General features: G+C 60.3%; 14 protein-coding genes. 10 read left to right on the top strand and 4 right to left on the bottom strand.

The window, feature by feature from the left end; genetic code table 11:
* The first annotated feature begins 29 nt into the window (after window positions 1–29).
* The 10 genes from rbfA (at window position 30) to BUC36_RS06385 (ending at window position 8,674) form a co-directional block, all read left to right on the top strand.
* Complete coding sequence (gene rbfA / locus BUC36_RS06430; RefSeq protein ID WP_073272866.1) at window positions 30–419, top strand: 30S ribosome-binding factor RbfA; 390 nt, start codon at window positions 30–32, stop codon at window positions 417–419.
* 3 nt (window positions 420–422) lie between these two features.
* Window positions 423–1,364, top strand: coding sequence for a tRNA pseudouridine(55) synthase TruB (gene truB / locus BUC36_RS06425; protein ID WP_073272862.1), 942 nt, complete (start codon window positions 423–425; stop codon window positions 1,362–1,364).
* A 242-nt stretch (window positions 1,365–1,606) separates the two neighbouring features.
* Window positions 1,607–1,876 carry a 30S ribosomal protein S15 gene (gene rpsO / locus BUC36_RS06420; protein WP_020412406.1) on the top strand — a complete coding sequence of 90 codons (270 nt, stop codon included), beginning with the start codon at window positions 1,607–1,609 and terminating at the stop codon, window positions 1,874–1,876.
* 530 nt (window positions 1,877–2,406) lie between these two features.
* Entirely contained in the window at window positions 2,407–4,533 is a 2,127-nt protein-coding gene (pnp, locus tag BUC36_RS06415; RefSeq protein ID WP_073272860.1) for a polyribonucleotide nucleotidyltransferase, read from the top strand.
* A 134-nt stretch (window positions 4,534–4,667) separates the two neighbouring features.
* On the top strand, window positions 4,668–5,318 hold the full coding sequence (locus tag BUC36_RS06410; protein ID WP_073272858.1) for a hypothetical protein: 651 nt from the start codon (window positions 4,668–4,670) through the stop codon (window positions 5,316–5,318).
* On the top strand, window positions 5,311–5,724 hold the full coding sequence (locus tag BUC36_RS06405; RefSeq protein ID WP_073272856.1) for a GFA family protein: 414 nt from the start codon (window positions 5,311–5,313) through the stop codon (window positions 5,722–5,724). Before BUC36_RS06410 ends, BUC36_RS06405 begins: the two co-directional genes overlap by 8 nt.
* 29 nt (window positions 5,725–5,753) lie before the next feature.
* Complete coding sequence (locus BUC36_RS06400) at window positions 5,754–6,626, top strand: D-hexose-6-phosphate mutarotase (RefSeq protein ID WP_159435991.1); 873 nt, start codon at window positions 5,754–5,756, stop codon at window positions 6,624–6,626.
* 18 nt (window positions 6,627–6,644) lie between these two features.
* Complete coding sequence (gene zntB / locus BUC36_RS06395; protein ID WP_073272854.1) at window positions 6,645–7,649, top strand: zinc transporter ZntB; 1,005 nt, start codon at window positions 6,645–6,647, stop codon at window positions 7,647–7,649.
* 10 nt (window positions 7,650–7,659) lie between these two features.
* Window positions 7,660–8,124 carry a DUF3291 domain-containing protein gene (locus BUC36_RS06390; RefSeq protein WP_073272850.1) on the top strand — a complete coding sequence of 155 codons (465 nt, stop codon included), beginning with the start codon at window positions 7,660–7,662 and terminating at the stop codon, window positions 8,122–8,124.
* A gap of 103 nt (window positions 8,125–8,227) precedes the next feature.
* Window positions 8,228–8,674 carry a YqhA family protein gene (locus BUC36_RS06385; RefSeq protein ID WP_073272848.1) on the top strand — a complete coding sequence of 149 codons (447 nt, stop codon included), beginning with the start codon at window positions 8,228–8,230 and terminating at the stop codon, window positions 8,672–8,674.
* 21 nt (window positions 8,675–8,695) lie between these two features.
* Here BUC36_RS06385 and BUC36_RS06380 read toward each other — a convergent pair whose 3' ends face one another.
* The 4 genes from BUC36_RS06380 to folK all read right to left on the bottom strand — a co-directional run bounded on the left by BUC36_RS06380 (window position 8,696) and on the right by folK (window position 11,578).
* Complete coding sequence (locus BUC36_RS06380; protein ID WP_073272847.1) at window positions 8,696–9,487, bottom strand: acyl-CoA thioesterase; 792 nt, start codon at window positions 9,485–9,487, stop codon at window positions 8,696–8,698.
* A gap of 6 nt (window positions 9,488–9,493) precedes the next feature.
* Window positions 9,494–10,306 carry a 3-methyl-2-oxobutanoate hydroxymethyltransferase gene (gene panB / locus BUC36_RS06375; RefSeq protein WP_073272845.1) on the bottom strand — a complete coding sequence of 271 codons (813 nt, stop codon included), beginning with the start codon at window positions 10,304–10,306 and terminating at the stop codon, window positions 9,494–9,496.
* Between the two features lie 5 nt (window positions 10,307–10,311).
* A complete protein-coding gene (locus BUC36_RS06370; protein WP_073272843.1) occupies window positions 10,312–10,998 on the bottom strand; it encodes a deoxynucleoside kinase in 687 nt (228 codons plus the stop codon).
* A gap of 103 nt (window positions 10,999–11,101) precedes the next feature.
* Complete coding sequence (folK, locus tag BUC36_RS06365) at window positions 11,102–11,578, bottom strand: 2-amino-4-hydroxy-6-hydroxymethyldihydropteridine diphosphokinase (protein ID WP_073272841.1); 477 nt, start codon at window positions 11,576–11,578, stop codon at window positions 11,102–11,104.
* Between the last annotated feature and the right edge of the window lies 1 nt (window position 11,579).

Genomic DNA, 11,579 nt, shown 5'->3' with positions numbered 1-11,579 from the left:
ATAACCAAGCCATTCAGTATAGGTAAACAATGGCAAGAGAATTCCACCGCGCCGACCGTGTCGCGGATGCCATGCGCCGCGAACTGGCGCAACTTATCCAGCAGGAAGTGCGCGACCCGCGTCTGGGCATGGTCAATGTCAACGACGTGGAGGTTAGCCGCGACCTGACCGTCGCGAAGGTGTTCGTCACCTTCGTTGGTGAGGACGACCGCGCCAAGATCAACACCTCTATGGAAGTGCTGAACAAGGCGGCCGGTTTCCTGCGCACGCAGCTGGCGCGCTCCATCCAGATACGCACCATTCCGCGCCTGCAGTTCCGCTACGATGAGACTTCCGTACGCGGTCAGGAGCTTTCCGCGCTGATCGACAAGGCGGTGAAGGCGGACCGCGAGCATCACCAGGACGACGAAAAAGAGTAATTTATGGGCCGCAGACCTAAATGGGGCCGGCCGGTAAATGGTGTGCTGTTGCTGAACAAACCCACCGGTATCACCGCCAACGACGCCCTGCAGAAAGCCAAACGCCTGTTTTTTGCCAATCGCGCCGGCCACACCGGTGCGCTGGATCCGCTCGCCACCGGCGTGCTGCCGATCTGTTTTGGCGAGGCGACCAAGTTTTCCCAGTACCTGCTCGACGCCGACAAGCGCTATCGCAGTACCTTCTGCTTCGGTATGACCACCGCCAGCGGTGACGCCGACGGCGATGTGCTCGAGACCCGCGATGCCTCCGGCCTGACCGAAAAGGCGGTATTGAAGGCCATGGAGCCGTTCCGCGGCCGTATCAGCCAGGTGCCGTCCATGTACTCGGCGCTGAAACACAAGGGCCAGCCGCTGTACAAGCTGGCGCGCCAGGGTGTGGAAGTGGAGCGCGAAGCGCGCGAAGTCGAGATCTTCGAGTTTGAGCTGTTGAGCTTTACCCCCGGCGCCCAGCCGCGCGCGGAGGTGGAAGTGCACTGCTCCAAGGGCACCTATATACGTAGTCTGGCGGAAGATCTCGGGCAGGCCCTGGGCGTGGGTGCCTATGTGGAACAGTTGCACCGCAGCGCCGCCGGGCCCTTCGATGAGGCGGACGCGATTACCCTCGAGGAGCTGACCGAAGAGCGTGGCGAAGACCGGGCGGAAGTGCTCGATCACCACCTGCTGCCGATGGATTCACCCGCCGCCGCACTGCCCAAACTGATCTTGCCGGATGACTCCGGTTATTATGTGCGTCAGGGGCAGCCGGTAATGGATCTGCAGGTCTACCGTATAGGTGAAGAAGGTGATATGGTGCGCCTCTTCCTGGAAAATGGTGATTTTCTGGGCGTGGGAGAGATTACCGATGACGGGTGCGTGGCACCGCGGCGTCTGGTAAGCAGCAACTGAAATTGACTTCCCGGTCAACTAATGTTGATCGATGGGAGGCGGCGCAGGGAGGTGCCGCCCGCCGGCATCTGCCGGCGCGAGCCCGCCCGGGGCAAGCAGGTCCGCGCACCTGCGCCGCTCCGGGCAGGGCGACGATTTAAATCAGCCGGGACGGCTTATTTAAATCACTAGGCATTAGCTGGTCTGTAAATATGCACGGGCCAGCCGAATCTTCAAAGCATATTACGACGAGGTAATTCGTTATGGCACTGACTGCAGTTGAAAAAGCAGCCATCCTGAAAGAGCACGGCCAATCCGAAGGCGATACCGGTTCCCCGGAAGTCCAGGTAGCCCTGCTGACCGCCAACATCAACAAACTGCAGGGTCACTTCTCTGCGCACAAGCAGGATCACCACTCCCGTCGTGGCCTGATCCGCATGGTAAACCAGCGTCGCAAGCTGCTGGACTACCTGAAGCGCAAGGATCTGAATCGCTACGCACAGCTGATCGCCAAGCTCGGCCTGCGTCGCTAAGACCCTGGAATGCCCGCCACTGGCGGGCATTCTTCTTTTTACCTACTTGTTGAACAGTGACTTCCCTGTCACTTTTCAACGGTCGCGGCCAAAAGGCTGGCGCAGATGTGTGAATCTGCTGGCTTTTGGCCGCTCGCGCCGGCGCTGCCGGCGGCGGTGCTTCCTGCACCGCAACCTACTTGCTGGAAAGTGACATCCCTGTCACTTTCCAACAGTCGCGCCGAAAAAGCTGGCGCAGAATTGTCGTTCTGCTGGTTTATCGGCGCTCGCACCGGCCATCGGCCGGTGGCGGTACATCCTGTACCGTAACCTACTTGTTGAAGAGTGACATCCCTGTCACTTTTCAACAGTCGCGCCGAAAAAGCTGGCGCAGAAGTGTCATTCTGCTGGTTTTTCGGCGCTCGCACCGGCCTTTGGCCGGTGGCGGTACATCCTGTACCGTTATGTCCGCGGCCCCTAGGAATTATTCGGGCCACCTGTAGGGGTTACTGGAATGGGCCAGTAACCGTAAGGAAATAGGAAAAAAACTAGTGAATCCAGTAAGCAAAACTTTCCAGTACGGACAACACCAGGTCACCATCGAGACCGGCCGCGTTGCGCGCCAGGCTACCGGTGCGGCGCTGGTTACCATGGGCGAAACCGTGGTTCTGTGTACCGTTGTAGGCGCCAAGGAAGCCAAGCCGGATCAGGGCTTCTTCCCGCTGTCCGTACACTATCAGGAGAAGGCCTACGCGGCCGGCAAGATTCCCGGTGGCTTCTTCAAGCGCGAAGGCCGCCCGTCCGAGAAAGAAACTCTGACCTCCCGCCTGATCGACCGTCCGATCCGCCCGCTGTTCCCGAAGGGCTTCATGAATGAAGTGCAGGTGATGATCACCGTGCTGTCGGCGGAAAAAGACATGGATCCGGATATCGCCGGCATGATCGGTACTTCCGCGGCGCTGTCCGTCTCCGGTATCCCGTTCGGCGGTCCGATTGGCGCCGCGCGCGTGGGCTACACCCAGGAAGATGGCTACCTGCTGAACCCGGGCTACAAGGCCCTGAAGGCCTCCGAGCTGGACATGGTCGTTGCCGGTACCAAAGACGCCGTGCTGATGGTTGAATCCGAAGCGCAAGAGCTGCCGGAAGACATCATGCTGGGTGCGGTTCTGTTCGCGCACCAGGAAATGCAGGCTGTGGTCAAGGTCTGTGAAGAGCTGAAAGCCGAGGCTGGCAAGCCGGTCTGGGACTGGCAGCCGGAAGCGGAAGACGGTGTACTGAAGGCCGCGCTGGAAGGTCAGTTCGGCGAGCAGGTGGCAGAAGCCTACCGCATCACCGACAAGCAGCAGCGTACCACCCGTCTGTCTGAGCTGCGCAATGAAGCTGCCGAGGCCCTGGCTACCGAAGAGATCGCCGCAGAGCAGGTGAAGAGCTACTTCGGCAAGCTGGAGAAGAAAATCGTGCGCGGCGCAGTCGTGCGCGGCGAGCCGCGTATCGATGGTCGTGACACCAAGACCGTGCGCCCGATCAGTGTGGAAGTCGGTGTCCTGCCGAAGGGCCACGGCTCCACCCTGTTCACCCGCGGTGAAACCCAGGCTCTGGTTGTGGCTACCCTCGGTGCCACCCGCGATGCGCAGATCATCGACGCCCTCGAAGGTGAGCGCAAAGACTACTTCATGCTGCACTACAACTTCCCGCCCTACTCGGTAGGTGAAGCGGGTCGTGTGGGCGCTACCGGTCGCCGCGAAATCGGCCACGGCCGCCTGGCGCGCCGCGGTATTGCCGCAGTACTGCCGGATCCGGAGAGCTTCCCGTACACCATTCGCGTGGTCTCCGAGATCACCGAATCCAACGGTTCCAGCTCCATGGCTTCCGTGTGTGGCTCCAGCCTGGCGCTGATGGACGCCGGTGTGCCGCTGAAGGCTCCGGTAGCCGGTATCGCCATGGGCCTGGTGAAGGAAGACGAAGGTTACGCGGTTCTGACCGATATCCTCGGTGACGAAGACCACCTCGGCGACATGGACTTCAAAGTAGCCGGTACCGCCTCTGGTGTGACTGCGCTGCAGATGGACATCAAGATCGAAGGTATCACCGAAGAGATCATGGAAACCGCACTGGAGCAGGCCCTGCAGGCCCGTCTGCACATCCTGGCGGAAATGAACAAGGTGATCGGCAAGTCTCGCGAAACCGTGAACGAGAACGCGCCGCGCTACGCGACCCTGAAGATCCATCCGGACAAGATCCGCGACGTGATCGGCAAGGGCGGCGCGACCATCCGCTCCATCACCGAAGAAACCGGTGCGTCTATCGATATCGAAGACGACGGTACCGTGAAGGTATTCGGTGAGGACGGTGAGAGCCTGGAAGCGGCGGTAACCCGCATCGAGGAAATCACCGCGGAGGCCGAAATCGGCGCCATCTATGAAGGTACCGTAGTGCGCATCGTCGACTTCGGTGCATTCGTGAACTTCCTGCCGGGCAAAGACGGTCTGGTGCATATCTCCCAGATCGCCGAAGAGCGCGTCAATGCGGTGACCGACTACCTGAGCGAAGGCCAGAAGGTGTTCGTGAAGGTACTGGACGTCGACCAGCGCGGCCGCATCAAGCTGTCCATCAAGGAAGCCAAGGCAGACCAGGCGGAGGAATCCGCTGAGGCGAATCAGGCCTCTGACGAAGGCTGAGTCTCCTGAGCGCAAAAAACCCGGCAGCCGCCGGGTTTTTTTATGCCTGCAGTTTTCCTCGGGCGCTGAGGGCTATGGCGCAGCACCATATGCTTTCGGTTAGAATCCGGTTCAAAGAATAAAGGGGAACAACCTTGCACAACTTCTGGCTCGCGGAAATTCTGCTCGCCCTGGCCGCTCTACTGGTGGCCAATCAATACTGGTATATCGCCCGCAGCCGCTGCCAGTCCCCGGCCCTGCTGATCGTTGCTGCCTCGCTCTGTCTCGCCCTGGCTGCCGCGGCTGGCGCCTATCGCTACGGCATCGATCCAGGCGTTACCGAATTGCATCGCGCGCTGTCGCGCCTGTCGGCGACCATTTCCTTTGTGCTGATCGGCATTGCCCTGCTGTGGGCACGCCTGGGGCTGGGGCTGGGGCGTGACAGCCGCGCACCAGCCTATGTCACCATGGTCCTGGTGATCGGTTCGGCGCTGGGTGCGGCGGAAACCGCTGCCCTGTCCCCCGAGGCCGTCAGCAGCCTCTATTCCACACTCGGGCTGCTGCTGTGGCTGGCGATTGCCCTGCTGGAATTGATTTCAGCGCGCACCCTGTCGCGTCCGCTGGCGCTACTGCTGGCAGCTGGCGCTGTGTTGGTCATTTTCGCGGGTCTGGTGGTCGGCGCCGGCGCGACTCGGGTGTTGGGACTGGCGCGGATAAACTGGTTCCACTTTATGCTGGCCGCGGGGGCCCTGACGTTGCTGTGTGCCCGCCCATTATTCGATTCAGAGGACAGCAGTCATGGGTAAGGTCCCTTGCGTGTTGGAAGGGGGCTGTCACTGCGGTGCCGTACGATTCCGCGCAACCGTCAGTCACGAGGACGGAGAACCCCTGGTGGCGCACGCCTGCAACTGTTCGATGTGCCAGATGGTGGGGTTCCAACACCTGATCGTACCGGCGGCGGACTTTCAGCTGCTGCAGGGGAAGGATGACCTCAGCTGTTACACCTTCAATACCGGCGTGGCCAAGCACTATTTCTGCCGGCATTGCGGCGTGAAATCTTTCTATGTGCCGCGCTCCAATCCCGATGGCTACAGTGTCAACCTGCGCTGCCTGGACGCTGTGCCGGAGGGCATCGTGATAGAACCTTTCGACGGCCAGAACTGGGAACAGCACGCCGGCGATCTGGCGCACCTCAGCAAAGCGAACCAATAGCAACCATCAGAACAGGATCGAGTGCAAGCGTGAGCGAGCAGATACACACTAATTTCATCGAACATACCGATAGCGGCGCCCTCTACAACAAGCCGGGGCTCGACCTGCTGCTGGTGCAGACACCGCTGTGCCGTGCAGTTATCGCCCGGCAGGGTGCCCAGTTACTGGAGTTCCAGGCTACAGACCGGGAGCCGCTGCTCTGGCTCAGCCCGAAGGCACAATTTGAACCGGGTAAGGCCGTGCGCGGCGGGATTCCTCTGTGCCTGCCCTGGTTCGGTATCAACCGCGTCGATCCGGCCAAGCCAAAGCACGGGCTGGTGCGCACCCAAACCTGGGAGCTGGCGGCAGCGAAGGAATTGGCTGGCGGCGACGTGGAGTTGGTGTTTACTTTCCGGCACAACGGCGACGAGCTATTCGCGGCACCTTTCTTCTGCGAGTTCACCATGCGGCTGGGCCGCGAACTGCGGTTGCTTCTGCGACTGGAAAACCTGGCGGAAGCGGCTGTCGAGTACAGCTGGGCCTGGCATACCTATTTCCCGGTGGAGAGCGTGCGCGAAATCGAAGTGCACGGGCTGGAACATGCCGAGTACCTGGACAATACCCGCGAACTGGCGCGATTCCGGCAGGAAGGCTCGCTGACTTTTCCCGGGGAGGTGGACCGGGTTTTTGAAAACGCCCCAGCGCACCAGAAGATCCTGACTCGCAATCCGATCACTACCCACAGTGACAACTGCCACAGCGTGATCACCTGGAATCCGGGCGCCGAACTGGCCGCGACACTGGCGGACGTCGGCGAGCACTGCGGCGAGTTTGTCTGCGTCGAGCACGGCAATGCTTTTGCCGATAGCTGGCAGCTGGCTGCCGGCGAGGTGGCCGAGGCGGCGCTGACTATACAGCGTTAGGCAAATTTGGAGGCGCGCATGGACAGCACTGGAGACCTTACTAAACAGTTGAGCGTGGACGCCGGCCTGATTCATGCCTTTCTGCTCGATCGCGAGGGGGGCGGCAGGGACCTGGACTGGAGCGAAGTCCGGGACTGGCAGCCGCAGCACGGACTGCTCTGGCTGCATTTCGACTACACCGACGCCGAGGTGCAGCAGTGGCTGCGCGAGCAGAGTGGCCTGGAGCCACTGGTGGTCGATGCGCTACTTACCGAGGAGACCCGCCCGCGCACCACTGCACTGGGCGACGCCCTGCTGATCGCGTTGCGGGGGGTCAATCTGAATCCTGAATCGCAACCCGAGGATATGGTGTCCATCCGGCTGTGGGTGGAAGAAAACCGTATTATCAGTACCCGCAGGCGACGCCTGCTTTCCGTCAACGATCTATTAGAGCGCCTGCGCGCCGGGCGGGGCCCTGTCAATTCGGCGGATCTGGTGGTTTCACTGACGGACCTGCTCGTGTGGCGCATGAGTGATACGGTAGAGGCCTTCGAGGACAAGATCGACGAGCTGGAAGACTGTGTGCTCGATGCCAGCAGTGCGGCGTTGCGCGCGGACCTGGCGCGGTTGCGCAAGCAGACTATCACCCTGCGCCGCTATCTGGCCCCTGAGCGCGAGGCGCTGTCGCGTATGTTGCAGGAGAAGGTAACCTGGTTCGATGAGGGCAGTCGTATCCAGCTGCGCGAGGTGAGCGATCGCCTGCTGCGCCATATCGAGGACATTGATGCGGTGCGCGAGCGCGCGGCGGTCACCCAGGAAGAGCTGCTGAGCCGCAATTCGGAACAGCTTAACAGCCGCATGTATGTACTCTCCGTAGTGGCGGCTATCTTCCTGCCGCTGGGTTTCCTCACCGGTTTGCTGGGTATTAATGTCGGCGGTATTCCCGGTGCTGAATCACCCGGGGCATTTATGGTTTTCTGCGGCTTGCTGGTGCTTGCCGTGTTGCTGCAAATCGTAATTTTCCGCTGGAAAAAATGGCTTTGAGGACACGGATATGTCGGCACAATTTCACCTGGCGCAGGTCAATATAGCGCGGGCCAAAGGTCCGATGGACAGCCCCGTGATGCGGGGTTTTGTGGAGCAGCTGGATCGAATCAATGCGCTGGCGGACCGCAGTCCGGGTTTTGTCTGGCGGCTGCAGACGGAAGAGGGCGACGCGACCGCGCTGCAGGTTTTCGAAGACGAGCGCATTATTGTGAATTTGTCGGTGTGGGCCTCGATAGAGGCGCTGAAAGACTATGTCTATTCCGGGGAGCACCTGGAAATACTGAAGGATAAAAAGCGCTGGTTCGAGAAAATGCCGGGGCCGATACTGGCCTTGTGGTGGATTCCCGCCGGCACCCTGCCTACTGTCGATGATGCCAGGCAGGCACTGCAGACCCTGAGTGTCCGCGGCCCTTCCACAGCTGCCTTTTCCTTTGCCCGGCCCTTTCCCGCGCCGCAAATGCTACCGGCATGACAGGGGGCTGACTGCGCGAACTCCGCCGCGCTCCGGCAAGAATACTTGGTGTGCTATACAGAAGTTGCGCCACCAAATGCCGGCATGAGGGAATTTGCGACAAGTGAAAGCTCTGATCGAAGCCACCCGACATATCATGACCGGAGCAACACTGGCGCTGTTGATCGTGGCTTTTTTTGCCATGCTCTGGGGCGGCGCCAAGGCGGTTCAGGCCATCGCGTTAATTGTCAGTAGCAGGGGGGAAAGCCACGATATCGAGGTCTACCTGATTCGGGTGGTGGACGCCTTTCTGATCTCGATAGTGCTCTATCTGTTTGCCGTGAGTATTTACCAGCTCTTTATCGGCGGTCTGGCATTGCCGGTAGCGAAGGACCTGGGCGAAATGAAAGGGCAGCTCAGTGGCGTGATTATCATGGTATTGGCGATACAGTTTGTCGAGGATGTCATGGGTGAAGCGCCACCGCAGCAGCTGCTCTATGAAGGCGTTTCCATTGCCGTAGTGGCTAGCGTCCTTTTGGTGCTGAGTTATATTGCTCGAAGAAAACGCTAGCGTAGGGCAATCTCTTCTTGGTCAGTCGAACACGGTGACTGTCTGCCTGGTAAAGGCGACCAGAGTCCCCTCTACATCCCACAGTCGCGCCTGTATCACGCCGTAGCCATCCGCGGCCTGTTCCACTTCCGCCAGATACTGCCACCAGCTGTCGCCGCCGAACTGTGGCAGCGGCTCGATGAACTCCACTGTCCAGGTCAGCGAGCTGGCCGGTGCCGGCACTGTCAGCATCGGCAGTATCGCGGGCGGCCAGGCATCGATCAGCGCCAGCAGGTGGGCCACGGTGACCTCGCTGTCACTGCCATCCTTGAAGCGTACCCAGCCTCCCAGGTGAGTATCACTGCTGCCGCTAAAGGGCAGCTGTCCGCGCGCTATCCGATAGTCGAACTTCTGCGTGAATTCCGGCACAACGCCGGGAATGTAGGGCAGGGCTTCGCACTCATCCGGTAGCTTGAACGCGGGTGCGCGATCGGTAGCCACGCCGATATTCGACTCGCGGCCCTTGCCGAAGCTGGCGAGCCCGGCGAGCAATACCGAATCACCCTGGCGGATATGTCCTTCCACCTGGGTTACCGAGCGGCCGGCCCGCAAGGTGTTCGAAGAAATTTCGATCGGACCGGCACCCACCGGGCCGACAAAGGAAATGGTCAGTGAGCGCAGACTGGCATCGGCATCGACATGCGCAGCCATTTTCTCGTAAAGCATGGCGGCTACCAGGCCGCCGAAGGTGGCGCGACCCTGGGTCCAGCCGGCGGGAACCTGTTGCGCACTTTCGTAAGAGCGCCACTCCGCGAGTAGTTGATCGAAGGTCATAGGCGATCAGTAAAAGGTGTGGCTGTCTTCGGGAAAAACGCCATTCTTGACGTCTTCGGCGTATTTGCGCAGCGCGCCGGGAATGTTGCCTGCTTCCTGCAGGAAGTTCTTTGAGAACTTGGGCGGCTGTTCGGTGAGACCGAGAATATCGTTGATCACCAGTACCTGGGCGTCGGTTTCGCGGCCAGCGCCAATGCCGATGGTCGGCAAGGACACCGCATCGGTAATGCGCTTGGCCAGGGCAGCGGGGACACATTCCAGGACCAGTAGGTCGGCGCCGGCCTCGTCGAGCTGCGCGGCGTCGTCGAGAATTTCGCCGGCCCGATCCTCGTCCCGCCCCTGCACCCGGTAACCGCCCAGTTTATGCACGGATTGCGGCGTCAGGCCCAGGTGGGCACACACCGGAATACCGCGATCGGTAAGCATTCTTACGGTTTCCGCCAGCCAGGCGCCGCCCTCGATTTTTACCATGTGCGCACCGGCCTGCATGATACGAGTGGCGTTGGTGAGCGCCAGCTCCGGAGTGGCATAAGTCATAAAAGGCATGTCGCCCATAATCAGGGACTTCTTGTTGCCCCGTGCCACGGCTTCCACGTGGTAGATCATCTGCTCCATGGTGACCGGAATAGTGCTGTCATAGCCGAGCACGGTCATGCCGAGGGAGTCGCCCACCAGTACCGCTTCCACGCCGGTTTTCTGTGCCATCGCCGCCATCGGGGCGTCGTAGAGCGCGACGGTGATAAATTTCTCCCCGTCTGCCTTCATCTTGCGCAGCGTCTGCACGGTGACCGGTTTTTCCAGTTCAGTGGGTGCGTACATAACAATCAATTCCCCGGATTGTAATAGTGGCGGCCGCTGGTGATGGTGAGCATGTATTCCACCAGCTGCTGGTAGTCCTGTGGACGATCGACGATATCGATGTCCTCGCTGTTGACGATCAATAGCGGCGCTTCATCGTAGTAATGGAAAAAGTTGGTATAGGCTTCATTCAGCGTTGCCAGATACTCGTTGCTGATCGAGCGCTCGGCGGCAATGCCGCGTGTGCGTATGCGCCCCTGCAGCACATCCAGCGGCGCCTGCAGGTAGACGACCAGGTCGGGCTTGGGCGCCTGCAGGGTCAGGTGCTGGTAAACCTGCTGATACAGAGCCAGTTCGTCCGCATCGAGTGTGACTTCGGCAAACAGCTGGTCTTTTTCGATCAGGAAGTCGGATACACGAACGGGTTTGAACAGGTCGTCCTGGCGCAACGCCTGTATTTGCTGTGAGCGCTGCAACAGAAAATGTAATTGGGTGGGCAGTGCTGTGCTCTTGGGGTCCTGGTAAAAGCGCTCGAGAAAGGGATTGTCTTCCGGCAATTCCAGCAGCGTGTCGTAGTTAAACGTGGCTGCGAGTTTTTTTGCCAGCGTGGTCTTGCCCACGCCGATATTGCCCTCCACGGCGATAAATCGTGGCAGCGTCCTGCCGGACAGGTCGAGTTCTTGAAGTTGGGATTCGCCGGTATCGTTGACCACTGAATTTACTCCTTTTTTTTGTCCTCGCCGCTGTCCCTTCCGGGGCTGCAGAGGCGAACATGGTGTTCGCCGCCACGGCTGATGTGGCTACTTTAACGAGGCGTCAGATTTTATCCAGGCGATTGTGCGGGCATGCCTGCAGCAGTGTCTCGATGGACTCCCCCGTGGGTAGCCGCAGCTGCGGTTCCAGCTCTGCCAGCGGCAGTAACACAAAATTCCGCTCGGCCATGCGCGGGTGCGGAACCTGCAGGCGCGGTACATCGATCAGCTCGTCGCCGAACAGCAGTATATCTAAATCGAGGGTGCGAGCGCCCCAGCGAATGGTGCGTTCGCGCCCGTGCGACGCTTCGATCGCCTGGAGTTGGTCCAGCAGTTCCAGCGGTGCTAGTTCGGTCTGCAGCTCTGCGACTGCGTTGATGTAGTCCGGCTGGTCTCCCGGGCCTACGGGCGCACTGCGATAAAAGCTGGAACAGCGGAGCAGGCGCGTGCCGGGTAGTGCGGCCATTGCTTCCAGCGCACTGCACAGCTGCTGCTGCGGTTTCGCCAGATTGCTGCCGAGACCGATATACACCTTCTCCATT

The organism is Microbulbifer donghaiensis (assembly GCF_900129095.1).
Classification (GTDB): domain Bacteria; phylum Pseudomonadota; class Gammaproteobacteria; order Pseudomonadales; family Cellvibrionaceae; genus Microbulbifer; species Microbulbifer donghaiensis.
This window is presented reverse-complemented; position numbering and strand designations above follow the sequence as displayed.

Excerpts from the sequence above, each read along its gene's own strand:
- rbfA (WP_073272866.1), top strand. The coding sequence starts at position 30 with ATGGCAAGAGAATTCCACCGCGCCGACCGTGTCGCGGATGCCATGCGC.
- truB (WP_073272862.1), top strand. The coding sequence starts at position 423 with ATGGGCCGCAGACCTAAATGGGGCCGGCCGGTAAATGGTGTGCTGTTG.
- rpsO (WP_020412406.1), top strand. The coding sequence starts at position 1,607 with ATGGCACTGACTGCAGTTGAAAAAGCAGCCATCCTGAAAGAGCACGGC.
- BUC36_RS06405 (WP_073272856.1), top strand. The coding sequence starts at position 5,311 with ATGGGTAAGGTCCCTTGCGTGTTGGAAGGGGGCTGTCACTGCGGTGCC.
- zntB (WP_073272854.1), top strand. The coding sequence starts at position 6,645 with ATGGACAGCACTGGAGACCTTACTAAACAGTTGAGCGTGGACGCCGGC.
- BUC36_RS06390 (WP_073272850.1), top strand. The coding sequence starts at position 7,660 with ATGTCGGCACAATTTCACCTGGCGCAGGTCAATATAGCGCGGGCCAAA.
- BUC36_RS06380 (WP_073272847.1), bottom strand. The coding sequence starts at position 9,487 with ATGACCTTCGATCAACTACTCGCGGAGTGGCGCTCTTACGAAAGTGCG.
- panB (WP_073272845.1), bottom strand. The coding sequence starts at position 10,306 with ATGTACGCACCCACTGAACTGGAAAAACCGGTCACCGTGCAGACGCTG.
- folK (WP_073272841.1), bottom strand. The coding sequence starts at position 11,578 with ATGGAGAAGGTGTATATCGGTCTCGGCAGCAATCTGGCGAAACCGCAG.